The 21,766-nt window shown below is 71.4% G+C and carries 20 protein-coding genes; 14 read left to right on the plus strand and 6 right to left on the minus strand.

Features of this window, described 5'->3' with window-relative positions; translation table 11 throughout:
* Positions 1-2: 2 nt before the first annotated feature.
* A complete protein-coding gene (locus AB0K37_RS12580; protein WP_363979081.1) occupies positions 3-650 on the plus strand; it encodes a response regulator transcription factor in 648 nt (215 codons plus the stop codon).
* An 81-nt stretch (positions 651-731) separates the two neighbouring features.
* Here AB0K37_RS12580 and AB0K37_RS12585 read toward each other — a convergent pair whose 3' ends face one another.
* Positions 732-2,174 (minus strand): non-reducing end alpha-L-arabinofuranosidase family hydrolase, encoded by a 1,443-nt coding sequence (locus AB0K37_RS12585; protein WP_363978995.1) that lies wholly within the window; start codon positions 2,172-2,174, stop codon positions 732-734.
* Between the two features lie 346 nt (positions 2,175-2,520).
* Here AB0K37_RS12585 and AB0K37_RS12590 point away from each other — a divergent pair, with 346 nt between their 5' ends.
* Positions 2,521-3,936: an endo-1,4-beta-xylanase gene (locus tag AB0K37_RS12590; RefSeq protein WP_363978998.1), complete on the plus strand. Its 1,416-nt coding sequence runs from the start codon at positions 2,521-2,523 to the stop codon at positions 3,934-3,936.
* A gap of 73 nt (positions 3,937-4,009) precedes the next feature.
* Here AB0K37_RS12590 and AB0K37_RS12595 read toward each other — a convergent pair whose 3' ends face one another.
* Both AB0K37_RS12595 and AB0K37_RS12600 read right to left on the minus strand, forming a co-directional pair.
* Positions 4,010-4,774 carry an alpha/beta hydrolase gene (locus tag AB0K37_RS12595; protein ID WP_363979000.1) on the minus strand — a complete coding sequence of 255 codons (765 nt, stop codon included), beginning with the start codon at positions 4,772-4,774 and terminating at the stop codon, positions 4,010-4,012.
* A gap of 3 nt (positions 4,775-4,777) precedes the next feature.
* The gene (locus AB0K37_RS12600; RefSeq protein WP_363979003.1) at positions 4,778-5,716 is read right to left on the minus strand and encodes an RNA polymerase subunit sigma-70; all 939 of its coding nucleotides are present in this window, start codon (positions 5,714-5,716) and stop codon (positions 4,778-4,780) included.
* Positions 5,717-5,778: 62 nt separating this feature from the next.
* Between AB0K37_RS12600 and AB0K37_RS12605 the strand changes: the two genes are divergently transcribed.
* A complete protein-coding gene (locus AB0K37_RS12605) occupies positions 5,779-6,105 on the plus strand; it encodes a hypothetical protein (protein WP_363979006.1) in 327 nt (108 codons plus the stop codon).
* A gap of 73 nt (positions 6,106-6,178) precedes the next feature.
* Here the strand turns inward: AB0K37_RS12605 and AB0K37_RS12610 are convergent, their stop codons facing one another.
* A complete protein-coding gene (locus AB0K37_RS12610) occupies positions 6,179-7,006 on the minus strand; it encodes a maleylpyruvate isomerase family mycothiol-dependent enzyme (RefSeq protein ID WP_363979009.1) in 828 nt (275 codons plus the stop codon).
* 552 nt (positions 7,007-7,558) lie between these two features.
* Here AB0K37_RS12610 and AB0K37_RS12615 point away from each other — a divergent pair.
* Positions 7,559-7,831, plus strand: a complete 273-nt coding sequence (locus AB0K37_RS12615; RefSeq protein WP_363979084.1) for a hypothetical protein — start codon at positions 7,559-7,561, stop codon at positions 7,829-7,831.
* Positions 7,832-7,874: 43 nt separating this feature from the next.
* Here AB0K37_RS12615 and AB0K37_RS12620 read toward each other — a convergent pair whose 3' ends face one another.
* Positions 7,875-9,854 (minus strand): ABC transporter ATP-binding protein, encoded by a 1,980-nt coding sequence (locus AB0K37_RS12620; RefSeq protein WP_363979012.1) that lies wholly within the window; start codon positions 9,852-9,854, stop codon positions 7,875-7,877.
* Positions 9,855-10,056: 202 nt separating this feature from the next.
* Here AB0K37_RS12620 and AB0K37_RS12625 point away from each other — a divergent pair, with 202 nt between their 5' ends.
* The 10 genes from AB0K37_RS12625 (at position 10,057) to AB0K37_RS12670 (ending at position 20,626) form a co-directional block, all read left to right on the plus strand.
* Positions 10,057-10,890: a CPBP family intramembrane glutamic endopeptidase gene (locus tag AB0K37_RS12625; RefSeq protein ID WP_363979016.1), complete on the plus strand. Its 834-nt coding sequence runs from the start codon at positions 10,057-10,059 to the stop codon at positions 10,888-10,890.
* Positions 10,887-12,041, plus strand: coding sequence for a histidine kinase (locus tag AB0K37_RS12630; protein ID WP_363979019.1), 1,155 nt, complete (start codon positions 10,887-10,889; stop codon positions 12,039-12,041). The genes AB0K37_RS12625 and AB0K37_RS12630 overlap by 4 nt, the downstream gene beginning before the upstream one ends.
* The gene (locus tag AB0K37_RS12635; protein WP_363979022.1) at positions 12,038-12,697 is read left to right on the plus strand and encodes a response regulator transcription factor; all 660 of its coding nucleotides are present in this window, start codon (positions 12,038-12,040) and stop codon (positions 12,695-12,697) included. Before AB0K37_RS12630 ends, AB0K37_RS12635 begins: the two co-directional genes overlap by 4 nt.
* 230 nt (positions 12,698-12,927) lie before the next feature.
* Entirely contained in the window at positions 12,928-13,284 is a 357-nt protein-coding gene (locus AB0K37_RS12640; RefSeq protein ID WP_363979087.1) for a metalloregulator ArsR/SmtB family transcription factor, read from the plus strand.
* A gap of 162 nt (positions 13,285-13,446) precedes the next feature.
* Positions 13,447-13,932, plus strand: a complete 486-nt coding sequence (gene nuoB / locus AB0K37_RS12645; RefSeq protein ID WP_363979025.1) for an NADH-quinone oxidoreductase subunit NuoB — start codon at positions 13,447-13,449, stop codon at positions 13,930-13,932.
* A 29-nt stretch (positions 13,933-13,961) separates the two neighbouring features.
* Positions 13,962-15,959, plus strand: coding sequence for a proton-conducting transporter membrane subunit (locus AB0K37_RS12650; RefSeq protein WP_363979028.1), 1,998 nt, complete (start codon positions 13,962-13,964; stop codon positions 15,957-15,959).
* Positions 15,956-16,912: a respiratory chain complex I subunit 1 family protein gene (locus AB0K37_RS12655; RefSeq protein ID WP_363979031.1), complete on the plus strand. Its 957-nt coding sequence runs from the start codon at positions 15,956-15,958 to the stop codon at positions 16,910-16,912. The genes AB0K37_RS12650 and AB0K37_RS12655 overlap by 4 nt, the downstream gene beginning before the upstream one ends.
* Positions 16,909-17,568, plus strand: a complete 660-nt coding sequence (locus tag AB0K37_RS12660) for a hypothetical protein (RefSeq protein WP_363979034.1) — start codon at positions 16,909-16,911, stop codon at positions 17,566-17,568. The genes AB0K37_RS12655 and AB0K37_RS12660 overlap by 4 nt, the downstream gene beginning before the upstream one ends.
* On the plus strand, positions 17,568-19,046 hold the full coding sequence (locus tag AB0K37_RS12665; protein ID WP_363979037.1) for a proton-conducting transporter membrane subunit: 1,479 nt from the start codon (positions 17,568-17,570) through the stop codon (positions 19,044-19,046). The genes AB0K37_RS12660 and AB0K37_RS12665 overlap by 1 nt, the downstream gene beginning before the upstream one ends.
* Positions 19,046-20,626: an NADH-quinone oxidoreductase subunit C gene (locus AB0K37_RS12670; RefSeq protein WP_363979040.1), complete on the plus strand. Its 1,581-nt coding sequence runs from the start codon at positions 19,046-19,048 to the stop codon at positions 20,624-20,626. Before AB0K37_RS12665 ends, AB0K37_RS12670 begins: the two co-directional genes overlap by 1 nt.
* A gap of 21 nt (positions 20,627-20,647) precedes the next feature.
* On the opposite strand, the gene AB0K37_RS12675 is transcribed toward AB0K37_RS12670, so the two are convergent.
* Positions 20,648-21,664: an AraC family transcriptional regulator gene (locus AB0K37_RS12675; RefSeq protein ID WP_363979043.1), complete on the minus strand. Its 1,017-nt coding sequence runs from the start codon at positions 21,662-21,664 to the stop codon at positions 20,648-20,650.
* Between the last annotated feature and the right edge of the window lie 102 nt (positions 21,665-21,766).

A 21,766-nucleotide genomic window follows, 5' to 3' on the forward strand; every position in this document is an offset into this window, starting at 1 on the left:
GTCTGCGCGTGGTGATCGCCGAGGACGCGGCGATCCTGCGGGACGGCCTCGCCCACCTGCTCGGGCTGCGCGGCCACACGGTGGTCGCGGCGGTCGGCGACGCGCCCGCGCTGCACGCGGCCGTGGCCGAGCACGGGCCGGACGTCGCCGTGGTCGACATCCGGATGCCGCCGACGCACACCGACGAGGGGCTGCACGCCGCGATCGAGCTGCGCCGCGTCCGTCCCGGGCTCGGCATCCTGCTGTTCTCGCAGTACGTGGAGACGCGGTACGCGGCCGAGCTGCTGGCGGGCTCGCCCGCGGGCGTCGGCTACCTGCTGAAGGAGCGGGTGTCCGACCTCGACGACTTCGTGGACGCGCTGAAACGCGTCGCCGCCGGCGGCACCGCGCTCGATCCGGAGGTCGTGGCGCACCTGCTCGGCGCCGCCCGGCGCGACGACGGGCTCGCGTCCCTCACCCCGCGCGAGCGGGAGGTCCTCGGCCTGATGGCGGAGGGCCGGACGAACGCGGCGATCGCCGCGTCCCTCGTGGTCACCGAACGGGCCGTGGAGAAGCACATCGCGAACATCTTCACCAAGCTCGGCCTCGCGCCCACGGGCGCCGACCACCGCCGTGTCCTGGCCGTCCTGCGCTATCTGGGAGCGTCCTGATCATCCGTTGAGGGGCGTCCTGCGACCGGGGGCGGGCTCGGCCTTTCACCGAGCCCGCCACACCGGGTCCCCACCCGTGCGTCAGCGCTGGAGTGTCAGCAGACCCGGCCGGTAGGGCAGGAGGCCGTAGTCGCCACCGGAGTTGGGGCTGCGCCCTTGGTAGAGCAACTGCAGGTTGCAGGGATCGACGGTGAAGGTCTGGTCGGCGCTGGTGCGGATCAGTTCGCCGTGGCTGATGTCGTTGGTCCAGGTCGCGCCGCTGTTGGCCTTGCCGGCGAAGGGGTTACCCTCGGTCGCGGCCTGCGGGGTCCACGAACCGTTCAGGCTGGTGGCCGTGAACGAGCGGAAGTAGCGCCCCTGCGAGCCGATCGCCTCGACGATCATGAGGTAGCGGCTCTGGCCCTGGAGCTTGTAGACCTGGACGGCCTCGAACAGGTTGTTGGTCGAGTCACTCATGACCACTGTCGAGGTCGTGCCGAAACTGCCCGGGAAGTTCCCGATCGGCATGCCGGCCCGATAGATCTTGCCGTTGTCACCGGCGAAGAAAAGGTACATGTTCGTGCCGTCGCCGATAAGCGTCTGATCGATTGGGCCTGTTCCGGAGCCGGTGATGCTTCCGGAGAAGAGCACCTGCTGTGACGACCAGCCATTCGGGTTGGTGGGGTCGCTCGACGTCCGGTAGGAGAAGGCGGTTCCACCCCACTGGTAGGCGAGCACCCAGATGTTCTTCGGCGCGAAGTAGAAGAGCGTGGGCGCGACGGTGGAATTCGACATCGTGTTCTGGCTGGCCGAGGCCATCTCCGACCAGTTGGTGAACAGGCCGAAGTTCATCGAACCCCACCTCGTCCCCGTGTCGTGCGTCGTCGCATAGACGAGATGCCGGCCGTTGTAGGGGGCGACGGTGAAGTCCTTGAGCGAGACCCACCCCGACTTGGGCTGCGCGAGCGGGCCCGTTGACGTCCAGCGGTACGCCGACGGGAGATCGCACGCCGGAGTGGAGTCGCCGCCGACCGGGACGAGCTGCCACTGCTGGTTGTCGCCGCCCCAGTCGTCGTACTGGACGATGTTCGCATTGTCGGCGGTGGAGCCGCCCTGCACTTCGAGGGCCTTGCCGCTGTGGCGCGACACGAACCTCACGTAGCCGCCCGGGCTGTCGGCCAGCCGCCACTGCTGGTTGGCACCGTTCAGGTCGGACCACTGGACGATCGAGCCGCCGTTGGCGGTGGAGAAGTTGTAGACGTCCAGCACCTTGCCGGAGTGGCGGGACCTGATGCGGTAGTAACCGTCGCCGGAGTCGACGAACTGCCACTGCTGCTGGTTCTGATCGTTTCTCGTCCACTGGGTGATGCGGGCGCCGTCGCCGGTCGCCAGGTTGTAGACGTCCAGAGCCTTGCCGCTGTTGCGGTTGACCAGGACGTACCACTTGTTCACATCCACTGTCGCGGCCTGGGCGGGCTGTGGGTTCGTCACGCACATGAGCACCGAAAGCAGGAGCGATGCCAGCACCGCACCGGTCCTCAACATGGCCTTCTTCCTTTCGTCGGGCGTGGATGTTAGCGCTAACAATTTCTGTCGGGCGGGACCTTCTCTCCATCGGCGGTCGGGGGGTGGCGGTGGCCGGAGTAAATAACAGGCGGAAAGGCATCGTCAAGGGCCCGGGAACTTCGAAAAGTTTCGAGCGCCTGCCCGGCCGAAAGATCACGCATACGGCGCCGTGAAAGATATGGAAACTATTGACGGAATCTGCGGGGACTCACACACTGAGTCCGCGACGCCCTGGTGGTGTGTGCGTTCCTGTGATGGAGCGCGGCGTCTTTTACACGGCTGTGTTCCGTGCTCCCACCCCTCGTTCATTCATGGAGGAACAGACGTGCGTACGAATGCCATGCCCAGGTCCGGGATCCGCAAGCGGGCCCTCTTCGCAGGCGCCCTCGGGGTGCTCAGTGCGGCCGCCGCTCTGGTGGCGCCTTCGCCGGCCGTCGCCGCGGAGAGCACGCTGGGCGCCGCGGCGGCGCAGAGCGGCCGCTACTTCGGCACCGCCATCGCCTCCGGCAGGCTCAACGACTCGGCGTACACCACGATCGCATCCCGCGAGTTCAACATGGTCACCGCCGAGAACGAGATGAAGATCGACGCCACCGAGCCCCAGCGGGGCCAGTTCAACTTCAGCTCCGGCGACCGCGTCTACAACTGGGCCGTCCAGAACGGCAAGCGGGTGCGCGGCCACACCCTGGCCTGGCACTCCCAGCAGCCCGGCTGGATGCAGAGCCTCAGCGGCGGCACGCTGCGCCAGGCGATGATCGACCACATCAACGGAGTCATGGCCCACTACAAGGGCAAGATCGCCCAGTGGGACGTCGTGAACGAGGCCTTCGCCGACGACGGCTCGGGAGGCCGCCGCGACTCCAACCTGCAGCGCACCGGCAACGACTGGATCGAGGTCGCCTTCCGCACCGCGCGCGCCGCCGACCCGGCCGCCAAGCTCTGCTACAACGACTACAACATCGAGAACTGGACCTGGGCCAAGACCCAGGGCGTGTACGCGATGGTCCGCGACTTCAAGCAGCGCGGTGTGCCCATCGACTGCGTCGGCTTCCAGTCCCACTTCAACAGCGGAAGCCCCTACAACAGCAACTTCCGCACCACCCTGCAGAACTTCGCCGCCCTCGGCGTCGATGTGGCCATCACCGAACTGGACATCCAGGGGGCCTCGGCCACGACCTACGCCAACGTCACCAACGACTGCCTGGCCGTCTCGCGCTGCCTCGGCATCACCGTCTGGGGCGTGCGCGACACCGACTCGTGGCGCTCGGAGCAGACGCCGCTGCTGTTCGACGGCAACGGCAACAAGAAGGCCGCCTACACCTCGGTCCTCAACGCCCTCAACGGCACCTCGTCTCCCCCCACCGGCTCCGGCAAGACGATCAAGGGTGTCGGTTCGGGCCGTTGCCTGGACGTGCCGAACGCGAGCACGACCGACGGCACCCAGCTCCAGCTGTGGGACTGCCACAGCGGAACCAACCAGCAGTGGACCTCCACCGACGCGGGCGAGCTCAGGGTCTACGGCGACAAGTGCCTGGACGCCGCCGGGACCGGCAACGGCGCCAAGGTCCAGATCTACAGCTGCTGGGGCGGCGACAACCAGAAGTGGCGTCTCAACTCCGACGGATCGATCGTCGGCGTCCAGTCCGGCCTGTGTCTGGACGCCGCCGGCAGCGCCAACGGCACCCCGATCCAGCTCTACTCCTGCTGGAACGGCAGCAACCAGCTCTGGAGTCGCGCCTGACCTGCCATAAGGGAGAGGCGCACAACGGAGTGGAGCCAGGTATGCCCTGGCTCCACTCCGTCACCTTCTGTGGCTACCCCGCTTCGGGGGCGCTGCGGTGGGTTCGTGCGATGGGCATGTACGTCGGAGATGCGTCAGTGGTCAGGAACGCCAGGACCATGGCGCGCACCGCTTCGGCGTGCTCCATCAGCAGCAGGTGGCTGGCGTTGGGCAGCACGGCCAGTTCGGCGGTGGGCAGCGCGCGGTAGAGCGCCACCGTGTGGTCGAGGGTGACCAGATCGTCGTCGCCGGACAGGACGAGGGTCCTGGCCGTCACCGCGCGCAGCTCGGCCGGGTCCGGCCTCGGCTCGGTCGCGGCCGCGTGCGCGATCTTGCCGAGGACGACCGGGAAGTGGTCACGGCCGTCGGGCGACACCTCGGCGTAGGCGTCGACGAGCTCGGCGGGCATCTCGCCGTCCGCCGACGGCTTGAAGATCAGTCCGTCCAGGTCGTAGGCCGTGCTGATGAGGACGAGGCGCTCGACCAGGTCAGGGCGGCGCATCGCCACCCACAGCGCCACCGTCCCGCCGGCGCTGTAGCCCACCAGCCGGGCCGGGCCGCCGACCACCCGCTCCAGGAACGCGATCGTGTCCCGCGCCATGAGCTCCATGGTGATCGGACCGGGGGCGTCGGGTGTGCGGCCGTGTCCGCGGCGGTCGGGCAGGTAGATCTCGAACGTGTCGGCGAGCCCGTCGAGATTGCCGGTGAAGGAGCGGCCGTCGGTCAGCCCGCCGTGCAGGAGCACCACGGGGTCTCCCTTGCCGCGCTGATCATGCCACATGGGAACGATGTCGGTCATGCACTACATACGGGACGGCGGCTCAGGAGTCATCGGCAATCCGAACAACGCGAACAGGGACGGATCCAGGTAGGTCGTCGTGCTGGTGATCAGTCCGTCGCGAAAGTCGATGACGGCCAGGCCGAACGCCTTCCCGTCCCGGTACTGCGCGAACGCCGGCGATCCGTTGGCCGCCGTGCGGATCAGCCGGTCATCGGCGCAGGCACCGGCCGCACCCGCCAGGGCGGCCCGGATCGCCTCCCGGCCCTTGAGCCACCAGGCGAACGGCGGCATCGACATGGTGGCGTCCTCGCGGAGGAGCGACACCAGGCCGTCGACGTCGTAGGAGGTGAACGCTTTGACGTACCGTCCGAGCAGGTCCTCGTCGATCTCGCCGCTCCCGCCCGGCGTGCGACGCGCGGACATGGCTGCACGCGCTCGCTGCAGGGCACTGTTGACCGCGGCGGGGCTGCTGTCGAGCAGCCCGGCCACCTCCTCCGCCGACCAGCAGAGCACCTCACGCAGGATGAGGACGGCCCGCTGGCGCGGCGGCAGAACTTGCAGGGCGGCGACGAACGCCAGCCGGATCGTCTCGCGGCCCGCGGCCAGCTCGGCCGGATCGCCGTCAGAGGGCAGCGCGAGCCGGTCGGGGATCGGTCGCACGAAGGCAGCGGCTCCCAACGGCGCGCCGAGGGAAGCGCCGGCGGGTGAGGACGGGCCGAGATCCATCGCGAGCGCGCGCCGCTGGACGCTACGGGTCATGTCGAGGCAGACGTTGGTGGCGATCCTGTGCAGCCAGGTGCGCAGACCGGCTCTGCTCTCATCGAAGCGATCGGCGTTCTTCCAGGCGCGGAACAGGGTCTCCTGAACGGCGTCCTCGGCCTCGGCGGCGCAGGCGAGCATGCGATAGCAGAAGCCGGTCAGGTCGACCCGGTGCGCTTCCAACCGCTCCTCGAAGGCCACACGCCCACCATATTCAGGGCCTTGCCCCCCGGGTCCGCAGGCGGCCGCGGTGGCGGAGCAGCATGCACGTGCGGCGCAACCGCCTCGTGAGTACCTTGCCCCCTCCCGCCCGGCTCGGACGGTCAACCGCGGAGCGCGCCCGGAACATCAGAAAGGGCGCCACGGAAAACCAGATGGAGGACGGAAGGCATATGCCGAAACGAATCGAAGTGCCGGATGACCCGAAAGTGCACCTCGACGATGTCGCGCACGACGCGCTCGAAGAGGCCGAAGCGTCCAACGAGCCCGTGACGTTGGTCTACAGGGGTGCGGAGGTCACCGTCACGCCCGAGACCAAGTCCGGCCCGGCAGCGATCACCGCCCGTCTGCTCGACGCAGCCGGGCGCTGACACGCCCCACCAGCGATGGTCCAGCCCGGTGGCTGGGCCATCGTCCTCGCTGTCGAGCGGCGTGGCGCTGGGGTCAGGCGACGACGGCGAGGAGGGCTGTGATGGCCTGGGTGAGTTCCGCGTCGCCGCTCGTCGTCGATCGCTGACGGGCCTCCTCCACGGTGATGCCTCTGGTCGCCAGGCGCCAGAAGGTGTCCTGGTCCATCACGACGCATGCGGTCGGCTCCCCGTGGGGCCGAGCCATCTGCCATCGTCCGTCCTGCCGGACCGCGTCCCACCGGCCGCCTGCCGGGCCGAGCACTTCCAGCCGAGCGGTGTGGCCTTCGGGACGGTCGTGCATCCGCAAGGCGTGCGGCAGGCCGCGCGCGAAGACGTCCAGGACCGGGGCCATGAGGTCGGGTTCTTCGGCGCCCGGGACGGAGACGGCGTCGCGCACCTGCTGCTGGTGGACCCAGAACTCGGTGAAGTCGCGTCCGATGTCCAGCCAGGCGGGGCTGTCGATGTCTGTGGCGGCCCAGGAGACGTTCAGGTCGGCGGGGGCCTGGAGGTCTTGCGCCGCCCATACGGCGTCGAGACGCGGCCCCAGGTGATCCAGCAGTTCGATCAGCAGTTGGGGACTGAGCTGGCGGGACGCCCTGACGAACTCCTCGTTGGTGCGTGCCAGGTAGGAAGGAAGCGTCTCGTCATCGGCGAATATCGCGCCGCCGTACCCGTCGCGGCTGCCCGACAGGCGCCGCATGTAGTCGTTGAGCACGTGAGCGACGACGTCGTGCACGTCCCAGCCGGGACAGACGGTGGGCGTGGCCCACTCGGCCGGGCTCAGGGTGCGGAGCAGGCCGAGCAGGGCCTGCCGCTCGCGCGGGAACAGCGGACGAACGTCGACGGCCGGGCCAAAGATCATGATCACATGACCCTACCGACTGCCGTCTCGTCCTCCACAGGTTCTTCTGGCGGGCGGGCGTTCGATGATGTGGCGGGCATCGCCGCAGCGTGCCGGGGATGAACCGCCCTGTGGCGGATTTGGCCGAGCAGATCCGCGCCGATCGGGACTAGTGTTACCGACTGATGGGTGGACCTCATCCGGTTCACGTGCCGACATGATGCGACGTACGACCGGCCGCCGACGCCGGGCCCCGAAGCGCTTTGCCGGAAACGGCCAACGGCGCACAATGGGTCCGGGACACGCGAGAGGATCGGACAATGGCTCGACGGTGGCGAAACGACCCGATGGTGCGGGCGCGGTAGGCGCCACCGCCGCTCGGCACGGTCGCCGGGGACGCGAGCGAACGCGTCATCATGAGCACCCGATCGCGGCTCGAGACCCCGCCTGGCGGCCGTGCGGCGAGGCCCCGTCGAGCACCGAGGTCAACGCGGACCCGGTTGCGCGGTGGGACCCCTGGCCGCGTGAGATGGTAGCGATCACAGGAGCCGGGCAGGGAGCAGAGACGACATGATGCAAGGCGTGAAGGCGGCCGTGGTACTGGCCGGGCCGAACGACCCGAACACCCAGCAGCTCGCCGACTGGCTGCGCAATATCTTCGGGCCGCTGTTCCTGGTCATCATCGGGATCGTGGCCCTGTTCTTCCTGTTCACCCGGGAGATCACGCGGTTCGTTCAGTTCATCGTGCTCAGCATCGTGATCGCGGTCGTCTTCTACTACCCCGGGATCATCACGATGGTGGCCAAGGGAATCGTGCAAGCGCTCGGCGTCGAGGAGACCGGCTAGGCCCGCGCGTCGACTCCAAGGTCAATCGCCGGGACGGTCCCGCTCAGCCGGTCACCGGTTGGGAGTTCTGGTCTCGGTGGGCTGCGGGCAAGGTCTCCGGGGTGGCTTCGGCGGTGAGGAAGCCGCCGGACTGGTGGTGCCAGAGGCGGGCGTAAGCGCCCTCGGACTGGAGGAGTTCCCGGTGGGACCCCTCTTCGAGGACGCGGCCGCGGTCGAGCACGACCAGGCGGTCCATGCGGACGACCGTGCTCAGACGGTGTGCGACGACCAGTGCGGTGCGGTCGCGCATCAGGTGCCACAGGGCTTCCTGGATGAGGAGTTCGCTTTCGGAGTCCAGCGCACTGGTCGCCTCGTCCAGGAGGAGGATCGGGGTGTCTCGCAGGATGGCGCGGGCGAGGGCGATGCGCTGCCGCTGGCCGCCGGAGAGCTTGACGCCCCGCTCGCCGACCAGCGTGTCGAACCCGTCCGGAAGGCTCTCGACGAACTCGGTGACGTGCGCCGCCCGCGCGGCTCGGAGGATCTCGGTCTCGGTGGCGCCCGGCCGGGCGAAGGCGATGTTCTCGCGCACCGACCGGTGGAACATCGCGGGCTCCTGGGGGACGTACGCGATCATGTCGCGCAGATCGCGCTGGCGCAGCCGCGCGATGTCCTGGCCGCCGATGAGGATGCGGCCGCCGTCGACGTCCATGAGGCGCAGCAGCAGCCGGGAGAGGGTGGTCTTGCCACCGCCGGACCGGCCCACCAAGCCGATCTTGGCGCCGCTGGGGATCTCCAGATCCAGGCCCTCGAACAGGGGCGCGCCGCCGCCGTGGGCGAAGCGCACCCGCTCGAAGCGGACCGAGGCGTCGACCGGACGCAGCGGCTGCGGGTCGGGCGGGTCCACGACGGTCGGCGGCGTCAGGAGCAGCTCGGTGAACTGGGCGCTCTCGGTGAGCGTGCTCTCCATCCGCCGGTAGATCTGGTTGAACTCGAACATGATCCGCGTCGCGTTGGTGTAGTAGGAGAACGTCACCACGATGGCCTCCACCCCGAGGCCGCCGCGGAGCGCCACCGCGACGAGCAGCCCCAGGGCGCTGGTCAGGATCGACATCGGAGCGACGATCGTGTCGACCCGCAGGTTGGCGTAGTCCCAGGAGCGCAGTGCCAGGCGGTTCTGCTCGGCGACCCGGCCGCGGAACTCGACGGCCTCCCGCTCCTCGGCGGCGAACGCACGGACCGTCTCCATGTTGGTCAGCACGTCGGCGATGTGGCCTGAGACCCTCACCTTCGCCGCCTCGCGCCTGTCCACCAGCGCCTGCCTGCGGCGGATGAACGGGACGACGAGGAAGCCGGTGAAGACGATGAGACCCAGGAGGACGACGACCAGGAGCGGGTGATACCGCCAGAGGATCACCGAGGCGAAGGACAACGGGATCACGTTGGCCACGACCGAGAAAGTGAGGGTGTCGGCGAAATTTTCGAAACCGCCGCAGAAGCTCAGTATCCGTTTGGTCAGCGACCCGGCGAAGTTGTCATGGAAAAACGCGGCGTCTTTGGCGAGCAACTCGTCCATGCCGGCGTTGGCCAGCCATTCGATGCCCCGGCTGTTCGTCCGGTTGAGGAAGTGCAGCCCCACCCTCCACAGCGCCTCGCCCGCGAACATCAGGCCGGCGAATCCGAGGACGTAGGGCAGGAGGGCGGCGAGATCGCTTTCCCCGCCTTCGGCCAGGTGGCCCACCAGGGCGGCCACCATCAGGGGGGTCAGGTAGAACAGGCAGGTATTGCCCAGCGCGGGCAAAGTCAGCGCCGGAAGCGAGATGCGCCACTGGCGGCGCAGTACATCGCCGTAAAAGCGCAGGGCCAGCAGAACCGCGCGTTGCCGGGCCGACTTGCCGCCTCTGGACCCACCTCGTAGCACTGCCACCCCGCCCTCCACGCCGCCGCGCATCCATGCTGCCCCAGATGGTCGGCGCAAAGCGAACGCATTTTGTCGGCACTCAAAACGATCACGTGATTTCAGAAACAGCGGCGTCCGCGGGAACATCGATGACCTTTACATAAGGACGACGTCCGCTGACGCGGGCCGCGTCCACGTCGCGACCGCCCCGGCGTTCGGCGGCGCTTGTCCCCCGTGCGAGCTACCCGCAGGTGTCCACCGCACGGTGAAGATCCGGCAGGGGGCGGATCCCTAGCGTTTCGGGCGACGCCGCGGCGCGATGGCCGCGGAACCCCCTGAAGGAGTCAACATGCGACTGCTGAAGCAGCTCGTGGTCGTCGTGGTGGTCGCCGCCGCCGGCGGCGCGGGCGTCAACGGCGTGCTGTGGAACCCGGCCCTCACGCTCGTCCTCGGCGCCTCGGCCGCGCTGGTCAGCCTGTACACGTACCGCTGGGTGGTGCGGCGGACCGAGCGCCGCGAACCGGACGAGCTGGCGTTGAAGGGCGCCGCCGGCGCCCTCACCCGCGGGATGCTGATCGGTTTCGCGATGTTCGGCGCCGTCATCGTGAACATCGCGTTCCTCGGCCACTACCGGATCGACGGGTTCGGCTCGGCGACCGGCCCGGTCGCTCTGCTCGGCTTCATGGCCGCCGCGGCGGTGTCCGAGGAGGTGATGTTCCGCGGCGTCCTGTTCCGGATCATCGAGGAGCGCACCGGCACCTGGGCGGCGCTGGCGCTGACCGGCCTGGCGTTCGGCCTGATGCACCTGCCCAACCCGAACGCCGATCTGTGGAGCGCGCTCGCCATCGCCATCGAGGCCGGCGGCATGCTCGCCGCCGCCTACGTGGCCACCCGCAACCTCTGGGTGCCGATCGGCCTGCACTTCGCCTGGAACTTCGCCGGGGCCGGGATCTTCGGCACCGACGTCTCCGGCAAGGACGCCCCGGACGGGCTGCTCGACGGCGCGACCTCGGGCCCGACCCTCCTCAGCGGCGGCGAGTTCGGCCCGGAGGGGAGCCTGTACGCGGTCGGCGCGGGAGCGGTCCTGACGATCGTGTTCATGTGGCTGGCGCGCCGGCGCGGCACCATCGTCCGCCGGAACCGGGCCTCCCGGGCCCCCGCCGCCGCTACGCTCGCCCAGTGATCGACATCCGGCGGGGCCGGGACCTGTGGCGGCGGCTGGACGTCACGGCGCGGGACCTCCCGTTCCCGCTGCTGCTGGCGGCCGGGTCGTTCGTCCCGGCCCTCCAGGCCCACGGGACGCAGGTCGGCGATCTCCCGGCCCGCCCGTTCGACGCGCTGGCCGTCCCGGTGATGCTCCTGACCTGCCTCCCGCTCGCCGTGCGCCGGCGCTGGCCGGCCGTCAGCGTCGTCCTCGTGTCGCTCGGGTTCGCCGCCGACCAGCTCCGCGCCTACCACCTGTTCGCGGGCAGCGCCCTGGCGTTCGCGCTGGTGAGCGCGGGCGCCCACCTGGAGCGCCGCCGGTACGCCGTCGCGGCCGGCCTCTCCGCGGCGTACGTGCCGCTGGCGGTGGCGCTCGACCGGATCGGCTCCCCCGAAGGCCTGGACGGCTTCGTCACGTTCTACCTGGGGGCCGTCTTCGCGTGGGGCGTCGGGGCGTGGCTGCGCTCCACCCGGGCCGTCGAGTCGGAACGCCGCCGCCGCGTCGCCGAGGCCACCCGCGCGGCCGAACGCACCCGCATCGCCCGCGAGCTCCACGACGTCGTGACCCACCACGTGACGGCGATGGTCGTCCAGGTGGAGGCGGCGAAGTACCTGACCGCCGCCCCCGACCGCCTCGACGAGACGCTGAGCGCCGTCAGCGACACCGGCAGGCGGGCCATCGCCGACCTGCGGCATCTGCTCGACCTGCTCAACCCCGACCACGGGACGGACGCCAGGATGCCGTCCGTCGGGGAGCTTCCCGCGCTCGTGGAGCAGACGCGCCGAGCCGGGCAGCCGATCGAGTTCACCGCGGCGGGCGAGCCGGCGGAGACGTCCGGCAGCGCCGAGGTCGTGGCCTACCGGGTCGTTCAGGAGTCCCTGACGAACGCCCTCAAGTACGCCCGCGGCAGCCGTACCGTGGTCCGGGTGCACTACCGCGACAAGGAGATCAGCGTGGAGGTCGGCACCGACCCTTCCGGGGCGCCGGCCGCGCCCCCGGGCGGGAGCGGGCGGGGGCTCGCCGGGCTCCGCGACCGGGTCGGCGCCCTCGGCGGCGACTTCACCGCGGACCCGCGGCCGGACGGCGGCTTCGTCGTGCGGGCCCGCATCCCTTCGGGGAGTCCTTCGTGAGCACGCCGGTCCGGGTCCTGGTCGCCGACGACCAGGCGCTGATCCGCACCGGGTTCGCGACCATCATCGACGCGCAGCCCGACCTTGAGGTGGTGGGCGAGTGCGGCGACGGCCGCGCCGCCGTCGACCTCGCCCGCCGGCTCGTCCCGGACATGGTGGTGATGGACGTCCGGATGCCGGTCCTCGACGGCATCGAGGCGACCCGCATGCTGGCCGGTGCCGGGGTGGCCGACCCCGTCAAGGTGCTCGTGGTGACCACGTTCAACCTGGACGAGTACGTGTACCAGGCGCTGCGCGCGGGGGCGAGCGGCTTCCTGCTCAAGGACGCCCCGCCGGCGCAGTTGCTGCACGGCATCAGGACCGTCGCGGCCGGCGCCGCGCTGCTGGCCCCCGAGGTGACGCGGCAGCTGGTCGGCAGGTATGCGGCGCGGATCCGTCCCGTCGAGGGAACGCCGGCGGACGACGCCCTCACCCCCCGCGAGATGGAGGTGCTGCGCCTCATGGCCGACGGCATGTCCAACAGCGAGATCGCCGCGACTCTCGTGCTCAGCCAGGAGACCGTCAAGACGTACGTCTCCCGCATTCTCACCAAGCTCGACCTGCGCGACCGCGTCCAAGCGGTCGTCTATGCCTACCGCCGAGGCCTGGTGACCTGAACCGGGCGCCCCGCCCCTCGGCCCGCGTTCGCGCACGTCCCCGGCGGCGTCGGCCGGCGGCCTCGCGCAGCGGTCCATGGCGACCTGAACGTCTTGCTGACATTAGCAATTGCTAATGTGGTCACCTTGGGCGCCCCGACGGCCGCGCGTCGGCGGGGTGCGGCAAGCGTGCCGTATCCGGCCGCCTGATGATGCTGCCGGACCGAGGCCGGCGAAGGGAGATGGGCACTGTGAGCGCGCCGCTGTACCAGTTGAAGGCGGAGTTCTTCAAGACGCTGGGGCATCCGGCCAGGATCCGGGTGCTGGAGCTGCTCAGCGAGCGCGACCATGCCGTGTCCGAGATGCTGCCCGAGGTGGGGATCGAGCCGGCGCATCTGTCGCAGCAGTTGGCGGTGCTGCGGCGGGCCGGCCTGGTGGTGTCGCGCAAGGAGGGGTCGACGGTGATCTATTCGTTGACCAGTCCCCGGGTGGCGGAGCTGCTGGCGGTCGCTCGGGCGATCCTGACCGGGGTGCTGTCGGGGCAGGCGGAGTTGCTGGACGGCCTGCGCGCGGCGGGTGTCGGCGCCGAGGAGTCCCCGCACGGCTAGCCCGGGCGCCGGGGGGACACCGACCGCGACCGGCTCAGGAGCGGGGTCTCGTCCCCCGGCCCGTGCGTTCGCATGCTAAGGAGTTGCTAAAGTTGGCAATTGCGCAGGAGGTAAACCTCTCTGCGGGCCGATGCCCTCCGGGCTCTCACACAGAGGAACCTCGTGAAAGATCTGCTGCGCAAGATCCGCAAGACCGGGCGGGTGGCCGAGGACGCGCCCGAGCGTCCTGAGGCCGCCGCACCGGCGTCCGCGAGGGCGCTGGACGGTTCGGTGCAGGTCCGGCACGTGGACGCGGGCTCCTGCAACGGGTGCGAGGTCGAGATCGCTTCGGCGTTCGGACCGGTGTACGACGCCGAGCGGTACGGGGCGCGGCTGGTGGCGTCCCCGCGGCACGCCGACGCGCTCATGGTGACCGGGCCGGTGACGCGCAACATGGAGATGGCGCTGCGCCGCACGTACGAGGCCGTGCCGGAACCGAAGGTCGTCGTGGCCGTCGGCGACTGCGCTCGCAACTGCGGGGTTTTCGCCGAGGCGTACGGGGTGGTCGGCGCGGTGGGCGACGTGGTCCCCGTCGATGTCGAGGTCCGCGGATGCCCGCCGGAGCCGGAGGCGGTCGTGGCGGCGCTGCGGGGTCTCACCGGCCGATGAGCCTGACGGGCGCCGCCTTCACAGCGGCTTTGGGATCCAGTGCGTTCGCCGCCGCCGCGGGGACCACGCTGTCGCGGCGGGTCCGCCGTCCGGTGGTGGGCGCGGGCACCGGCGCCGCGGGGGTCGCCGCGACCGTGGCGGGCGTGGCGGCGATGGCCGGCCACCCCTGGGAAGAGCGGCTGCCGGACGTCCTGCCGCTGGCGGGGGTCTGGTTGGCGATCGACCCGTTGAGCGGGGTCTTCCTGGCGGTCACCGGCGCGGTCGCGGTGTGCGCGGCGGTGTACGGAGTGGGGTACGCGCGTCCCGAGCTCGAGAGCCACGGGCTGGACGGCCGGATCACCCAGGCGATGGTGCCGCTGTTCGTGGCGGCGATGCTGCTGGTGCCGGCGGCGGCGAGTGTGAGCACGTTCCTCGTGGCGTGGGAGTTGATGGCGCTCACCTCGCTGCTGCTGGTGGTGGCCGAGCATCGGCGGCGGGCGGCGGTGGCCGAGGCCGGGCTCTGGTACGCGGTGATGACGCATCTGGGCCTGGTGGCCGTCCTCGCCGGGCTGGCCGGGTTCGCGGCCGAAGCGCACGGCGAGACGTTCGCGCGGTTGCGTGCGGCGGGCGAGGGGCTGTCGCCGGCGGTTCGCGGCGCGGTGTTCGTGGCGACGTTCGCCGGGTTCGCGTCCAAGGCGGGCATCGTTCCGTTGCACGTGTGGCTGCCGCGGGCTCATCCCGAGGCGCCGAGCCACGTGTCGGCGCTGATGAGCGCGGCGATGGTGAATCTGGGCGTGTACGGGATCGTGCGGGTGGGGCTGGACCTGCTGGGCGGCGGGCCGGCCTGGTGGTGGCTGCTGGCCCTGTCGGCGGGCGCGGTCTCGGCGCTGTACGGGATCCTCCAGGCCGCGGTGGCCACCGACCTGAAGCGGCTGCTGGCGTACTCGACCTGCGAGAACATGGGCGTGGTGCTGATCGGCGTCGGGGCCTGCGGCCTGTCGGCCTCCTCCGGTGCGCGCGGTCTCGCGGCGCTGGCCCTGACCGCCGCGCTGCTGCACGTGGTCAACCACGCCGGCTTCAAGACGCTGCTGTTCCTTTCGGCCGGGTCGGTGCTGCGCGCCACCGGCAGCCGCGACCTGGACGCGCTGGGCGGGCTGCGTTCGCCCATGCCGGCGACGACCGCGCTGTTCGGTGTGGGGGCGTTGATGGCGTCGGCGCTGCCGCCGGGCACCGCGTTCGTCAGCGAGTGGCTTCTCCTGCAGAGCCTGGTGCACGCCCTGCCGGCGGGCGGGACGCTCGCGGCGGTCACGATGCCGCTGGCCGTGGCGGTGCTGGCCCTGTCGGCGGGACTGGCGATCGCGACGTTCGTCAAGGCGTTCGGGACGGGTTTCCTGGCCCGGCCGCGCACGCCCGCGGCGGAGCGGGCCCGCGAGAGCCCCGCGTCGATGGTGGCCGGAATGGCCCTGGCCGCCGCCTGCTGCGCCGGGCTCGCGCTGGTCCCCGGCCCGGTGGCCGCGGGGCTGTCGCGGGCCGTCGCGGTGGCGGCCCCCGCGCCCGGAGCGGTGACCGGGCAGGGAGCGCTGCGCCTGGCGGGTCTGCCGAGCACGATCTCCCCGCCGATGATCGCCGGTGCGCTGCTGGTGGTGATGATCGGTCTGGTCGCCCTGCTGCGCGGCGTCTCCTCCCGGCCGGCGCGGCGGCGTGCGCGGCCGTGGGACTGCGGCGCGGGGCCGATGCCGGCGCGGACGGAGTACACCGCGACCTCGTTCGCGGAGCCGCTGCAACGGGTGTTCGACGACGTGCTGGCGCCCGAGACCGATCTGGACGTCACCCCGGTCGCCGAAGCGGCGTACCTGGTGGACAGCGTCACCTACCGGGCCCGGGTGGGCGACCGGATCGAGCATCGGCTGTACCGCCCGGTCCTCGCCGCGGTGGCCTGGACGGGACAGGCGGCCCGGCCACTGGCCAACGGCAGCGTCCACCGTTACGTCGGATACGGCTTCTCCGCCTTCACCGGCGTCCTGCTCGTTCTCGCGGTGCTGCGGTGAGCGTGACGGTGGCCGGCACGACCGGAGCGGTGGCGCAGGTGGTGCTGGTGGGGGCGGGTGCGCCGCTGCTGGTGGGGCTGATGCGGCAGACGCGGAGCCGGATGGAGGGACGCGCCGGGCCGGGCGTGCTCCAGCCGTGGCGGGATCTGCGCAAGCTTCTGCGCAAGCAGCCGATCACACCGGAGGGGACCGGGCCCGTCTTCCGGGTCGCTCCCCTGCTGCTGGCCGGGACGGCGCTGGTGATCGCCGCGGTGATCCCGATCGCGACCACGGCGTCGCCGCTGGACGGCGCCGCCGACCTCTTCGCGGTGACCGCGCTCCTGGCGCTGGGCACGGTCGCGCTCGCGCTGGCCGGCCTGGACACCGGCACCGCGTTCGGCGGCATGGGCGCCAGCCGCGGGATGACCGTGATGGCGCTGGCGGAACCCACCATCCTGGTGGCGACGTTCGCCCTGTCGGTGCGGGTCGGCTCCACCAACCTGGGCGCCATCGTCAGCTCCACGCTCGACGAGCCGCAGCGGGTCGTCTCCCCGGTGAGCCTGCTCGCCGCCATCGCGCTGGCGGTGGTGACCATCGCCGAGACCGGGCGGATCCCGGTGGACAACCCCGCCACGCACCTGGAACTGACGATGATCCATGAGGCGATGGTGCTGGAGTACGCGGGCCCGGACCTGGCGCTGGTGGAGTGGGCGTCCGCGATGCGGCTGACGCTCCTGCTCGGCCTGTTCGCCAACCTGTTCGCGCCCTGGGGCATCGCCGGAGCGTCGGTGACGATGCTGCCGGTCGCGCTGGCGGCGTACGCGGCGAAGGTCGCCGTGCTGGGCGGCGCGCTGGCCGCCGGCGAGGTGTTCATGGCCAAGCTGCGTATGTTCCGGGTGCCCGAACTGCTGGCCGGCTCCTTCGTCATGGCCCTGCTGGCCGTCGCCGCTTCCTTCTTCCTGGTGGGCACATGAGCGACACCCTGTACGTCCAGCTCCTGGACCTGGCATGCGGCGCGTTCCTGCTCGCGGGCGTCCTGGTGCTGTGGCGCCGCGACCTGGTCGCGATCGTACGGCTGTTCGCCTTCCAGGGGGCGGCGCTGGGCGTGCTGGTCGCCGTACTGGGCGTCCACGAGAGCGACGCGGAAGTGGTCGGCCTCGCGGTGGCGGTCGGGTCGCTGCGCGCCGTGGTGCTGCCGTGGCTGCTGCGGCGCGCCCTGGCCGCGGGCGGCGGCGGCCGGGAGGCCGAGCCGCTGGTGAACGTCGCCGCCTCGCTGGTGGTGGCGGCGCTGCTGGCGCTGCTGGCCTACGCGGTGACCCGCCCGGTGGTGGCGCTGGACCCCTCCCCGGCGGCGCATGCGGTGCCGGTCGCGCTGACCGTGGTCCTCGTCGGCTTCTTCGTGCTGGTGACCAGGCGGCGCGCGCTGTCGCAGGTGGTCGGGTTCCTGCTCGTGGACAACGGCATCACCGCCGTGGCGTTCCTGACCACGTCGGGCGTCCCGCTGATCGTGGAGGGCGGCGTCTCCCTCGACGTGCTGCTGGCGGTGCTGGTGCTGCATCTGCTGACGGCCCGGATCCGGGCCGCGTTCGGCGACACCGATCTGGACGATCTACGGGAGCTGCGGGACTGATGACCTTCGTGCTGATCGTTCCGGTCGGGGCGCCGGTCCTGGCCGCAGGCGCCTACGCGGCGCTGGGGTGGCGGCGCGGCACGGCGTGGTCGGGCGCCGTCGCCGCCGCCGTGCTGCTCGCCGCGGGCGTCGCGCTGGCCGTCCGGTCCGCGGACGGGCCGCGCACCGGCCTCGGCGGGCTGCTGAGCGTGGACGCGCTGAGCGCGTTCATGCTGATCGTGATCGGCGCGGTGGCTCTGCCGGCGATGCTGGCCAGCCCCGCGTACCTGCGCGCCGAACAGGCCGCCGGGCACGCCACGGCAGGCGACCTTCGCCGGTACGGCGTCCTCACCCAGGCGTTCGTCGCGGCGATGGCGGTGGCGGTGCTGGCCGCCAGCCTGGGCGTGCTGTGGGTCGCGGTCGAGGCCACCACCATCGTGACCGCGTTCCTGGTCGGCCACCGCCGCACCCGCAACGCCACCGAGGCCGCCTGGAAGTACGTGGTGATCTGCTCGACCGGCATCGCGCTGGCGTTCCTCGGCATCGCGCTGCTGCATCTCGCCGCCCGGCACGCCCACGTGCCCGCCTCCGGCGCGCTGGACTGGACGCGGCTCACCGCGCACGCCGCGCAGCTGGACCCCGGCGTCACCCGCATCGCCGTCGCGCTGCTCGTCCTCGGCTTCGGCGCCAAGGCCGGGCTCGCCCCGCTGCACGCCTGGCTGCCCGACGCGCACAGCCAGGCGCCGGCGCCCGTCTCCGCGCTGATGTCGGGCGTGCTGCTGTCGGTCGCCTTCTACGCCGTGCTGCGGGTGAAAGTGATCGCGGATGTCGCGCTCGGCGCCGGGTTCGCCCGGATGCTGCTGCTCATCGTCGCGCTGGCCTCGCTGACGCTGGCCGCCCTGCTGCTGCTCGCCCAGCGCGACTACAAGCGGATGCTCGCCTACTCCAGCATCGAGCACATGGGTCTGCTCGCGCTCGGCGCCGCGGTCGGCTCCCGGCTGGCCGTCACGGCCGTGCTGCTGCACATCCTCGGGCACGGCCTCGCCAAGTCCGCGGCGTTCCTGGCCTCCGGGCAGATCCAGCAGGCCGTCGGCAGCAGCCGGATCGACGCCGCCGCCGGGCTCGCCTCCCGCGCCCCGCTGGTGGCCGGCGGGTTCGGGGCGGCCGTCCTCGCGCTGCTGGGCTTCCCGCCGTTCAGCCTGTTCGCCAGCGAGATCGGCATCTTCCGCGCCGGATTCGCCGCCGGGCTCGGCTGGGCCGTCACCGCCGCGCTGGTCCTGCTGCTGCTCGTCACCGCGTCCCTGACCGCCCGGACCGGGCGGATGCTGCTGGGCGCGCCGAAGACCGGCCCCGGCGCCGCCACCTTCCCGTCCCGGACCCCAGCGGCGGTCGCCTCGGCTCTCGTCCTGGGCCTCGTGGCGTGCGCCGCGATCGGCGTCACCGTCCGGCCGCTGCACCCCCTTCTGGACCACGCGGCCGCCATCCTGGGAGCACACTGATGGACTCGTCCGGAAACCCCCCGCCCGACGTGCCCGCCGACCCGCCCGCGGACCCGCCGGCCGGCGCCTCCGCCGCCCGCCCCGACCGGGCCACCGCCGACCTCGACGCGGAAGACCTGCCCGGACGCGCCGCCGCCCTGCTGGACGACGGGTTCCGGCTGGCCCTCGCCGCCGCGCACCAGGACCCCGACTCCCTGCGCGCGGTGTACCTGTTCACCAAGGGCAGGGGCGTCGAGGACGAGCCCGATCGCCGCACCGAACTGCACGTCCGGCTCGACCCGTCCGACCCGGTGCTGCCGAGCCTGGCCCGCATCAGCTTCCCCGCGGGGCGCTTCGAACGCGAGATGCACGACCTGTACGGCATCGTCCCGAGGGACCATCCGCTGCCGCGCCGCCTGGTCCGCCACCACCACTGGCCCCGCGGCTGGTATCCGATGCGCGACGACGCCGGAGCGGCGCCCCGGTTCGGCGACCCGGAAGGGCCCTACCCGTTCGTCCAGGTCGAAGGCCCCGGCGTCTACGAGATCCCGGTCGGACCGGTGCACGCCGGACTGATCGAACCCGGCCACTTCCGGTTCTCGGTCGTCGGCGAGACCGTCCTGAAGCTGAAGGCCCGCCTGTGGTTCGTGCACAAGGGCCTGGAGAAGCTCTTCCAGAGCCGGCTTCCCGACGCCGCGGTGCCGATCGCCGAACGCGTCAGCGGCGACACCACCGTCGGCCACACCCTGGCCTTCTGCCTGGCCGTCGAAGACGCCCTCGGCCTGGAGGTCTCCCCGGGCGCGCAGCGCATGCGGGCGATCCTGCTCGAACTGGAACGCCTCTACAACCACGTCACCGACCTGGGCGCCCTCTGCAACGACGTCGGCCACTCCGTCCTCAACGCCCAGTTCGCTCGCGTGCGCGAACAACTGCTGCGCCTCAACGCCCTGGTCACCGGCCACCGGCTGCTGCGCGGCGGAGTCGTCCTCGGCGGCGCCATCCTGCGCGTCGTCCCCGCCCCGGGGTCGCTGCGCTCCGTCGAGGCCGACATCGCCGAACTCGTCGAGCTGGCGCTCCGCCACACCGTGATCGCCGACCGGTTCACCGGAACCGCGCCCCTGACCGCGCAGGCCGCCCGCGACCTGGGCGCCCTCGGCTACGTGGCGCGCGCCTGCGGCATCGACGCCGACGCCCGCCGCGACCACCCGTTCACCGACCTGCGTCCGGCACTGACCGTCCCGACCGCCACGACCGGCGACGTGCTGGCCCGCTTCCGGATCCGCGCCCGCGAGATCACCGCGTCTTTCGCGATCATCAACGACCTGGCCTTCGGGATGCACCCCGGCGCGGTGTCCTACTGGCCGCCGTCCACCCCGCCGGACGAGCCCGTGTCGGGTGTCGGCATCGTCGAAGGATGGCGCGGCACCATCGTCCACCGCGTCGAACTCGCCCCCGGGGGCACCCTCACCCGCGCCCGGATCGTCGACCCGTCGTTCCTCAACTGGCCGGCCCTCCCGGTCGCGCTCGCCGGCGCGATCGTCCCCGACTTCCCGCTGGTCAACAAGAGCTTCAACCTCTCCTACGCCGGCAACGACCTGTGACCGGCGCCAAGGAGGGAGTCGCTAAAGCGCGCGGCCGCGACGGGCGTGCTCCGGTTGTGGTCCGCTGCCGGTACTCCGCGCCTCCCGGAGGTCGCTGAGCCCTTCCTGAGCGGCGATTTCGGCGAGTCTGCGGCGGCGGAATTCCCGCGGGCTTTCGCCGTAGCGGCTTTTGAAGGCCGAGGAGAACCACGTGGCCGTCAGGCCGGCGCGGGCGGCGATGTCGCTGATGCCGATGTCGCTTTGGGCCGGGTCCTGGAGGGCGTCCCGGGCGGCTCGGAGCGTTTCCTCGTTGCGCAGGTCGCGGTAGGTGGTGCCGGTCTGGTGGAGGGCGTTGCGCAGGTGGCGCGGTGACCAGCCGAGCGCGCGGGCCACGGCGGTGAGCGGGAGCTTCCCGGTGCCGAGATGGTTCCGCACGTGTTCGCGGACGAGTTGCGCGACGTCGGTGAGGTGGGCTTCCGGCGGGCGCGTGTCCCTGAGAGCGATCATGCAGAACAGCTCGGTCATCCGATCGCACACCGCGTGGAACTCGTGGGCGGACAGGTTGTCCTGTTCGGCGTGCGTGCTCTCGATCAGGCTGCTGAGAATACGGCCGAGGCCGGTGTTCAGATCGAGGACGAGCCGCAGCGGTGCCGGCGAGCCGATGTGGTTGTCGAGTTCGGAGCGCGGGACCTGGAACGCGTACGCCTGGGACTGCGGGACCGAGAGCCAGCAGGACTCGTCCATGCCCATCACGGAGGCGTGCCCCGGCGGGGCCTGCGTCTCGTCCCGGCCGTGCCTGACGGTGTAGACGCCGCTGCGCGGCATCACGATCCAGTACTGCTCATCTCCAGGGACGTTGCGGACGTGCGAGGGCGTCCGGACGGCGATCCGATCCCCGCGTTGATCCCAGTACAGCAGCCGGTAGCCGCCGCTCTCCTGGGCGGTGAGGTCCGCATGCCAGCTCCCCGGATTCCGGAAGCGGTGATCCATCGGCAGGATGCTGTCGCTGAGATCGCGCCAGGCGTCGGTGTCGTCGGTGGTCCAGGAGTGGAACTGCATGGGCCTACCTCCGCTGTGAGCCCGCACATGCCCGGTAACCCAACGTCCCCGCACGGTCGCTGTCAAGTCCTCACGGCGCCCGCCGAACCTCTGTTTTCGTGC

The organism is Actinomadura sp. NPDC049753 (assembly GCF_040674655.1).
Taxonomy (GTDB): Bacteria; Actinomycetota; Actinomycetes; order Streptosporangiales; family Streptosporangiaceae; genus Spirillospora; species Spirillospora verrucosospora.

Bases quoted from the DNA above. Each gene is read 5' to 3' on its own strand.
- AB0K37_RS12670 (WP_363979040.1), top strand. From the start codon at position 19,046: ATGGACTCGTCCGGAAACCCCCCGCCCGACGTGCCCGCCGACCCGCCC.
- AB0K37_RS12675 (WP_363979043.1), bottom strand. From the start codon at position 21,664: ATGCAGTTCCACTCCTGGACCACCGACGACACCGACGCCTGGCGCGAT.
- AB0K37_RS12665 (WP_363979037.1), top strand. From the start codon at position 17,568: ATGACCTTCGTGCTGATCGTTCCGGTCGGGGCGCCGGTCCTGGCCGCA.
- AB0K37_RS12620 (WP_363979012.1), bottom strand. From the start codon at position 9,854: ATGTTCCCGCGGACGCCGCTGTTTCTGAAATCACGTGATCGTTTTGAG.
- AB0K37_RS12660 (WP_363979034.1), top strand. From the start codon at position 16,909: ATGAGCGACACCCTGTACGTCCAGCTCCTGGACCTGGCATGCGGCGCG.
- AB0K37_RS12625 (WP_363979016.1), top strand. From the start codon at position 10,057: ATGCGACTGCTGAAGCAGCTCGTGGTCGTCGTGGTGGTCGCCGCCGCC.
- AB0K37_RS12595 (WP_363979000.1), bottom strand. From the start codon at position 4,774: ATGACCGACATCGTTCCCATGTGGCATGATCAGCGCGGCAAGGGAGAC.
- AB0K37_RS12610 (WP_363979009.1), bottom strand. From the start codon at position 7,006: ATGATCTTTGGCCCGGCCGTCGACGTTCGTCCGCTGTTCCCGCGCGAG.
- AB0K37_RS12605 (WP_363979006.1), top strand. From the start codon at position 5,779: ATGCACGTGCGGCGCAACCGCCTCGTGAGTACCTTGCCCCCTCCCGCC.
- AB0K37_RS12615 (WP_363979084.1), top strand. From the start codon at position 7,559: ATGCAAGGCGTGAAGGCGGCCGTGGTACTGGCCGGGCCGAACGACCCG.
- AB0K37_RS12585 (WP_363978995.1), bottom strand. From the start codon at position 2,174: ATGTTGAGGACCGGTGCGGTGCTGGCATCGCTCCTGCTTTCGGTGCTC.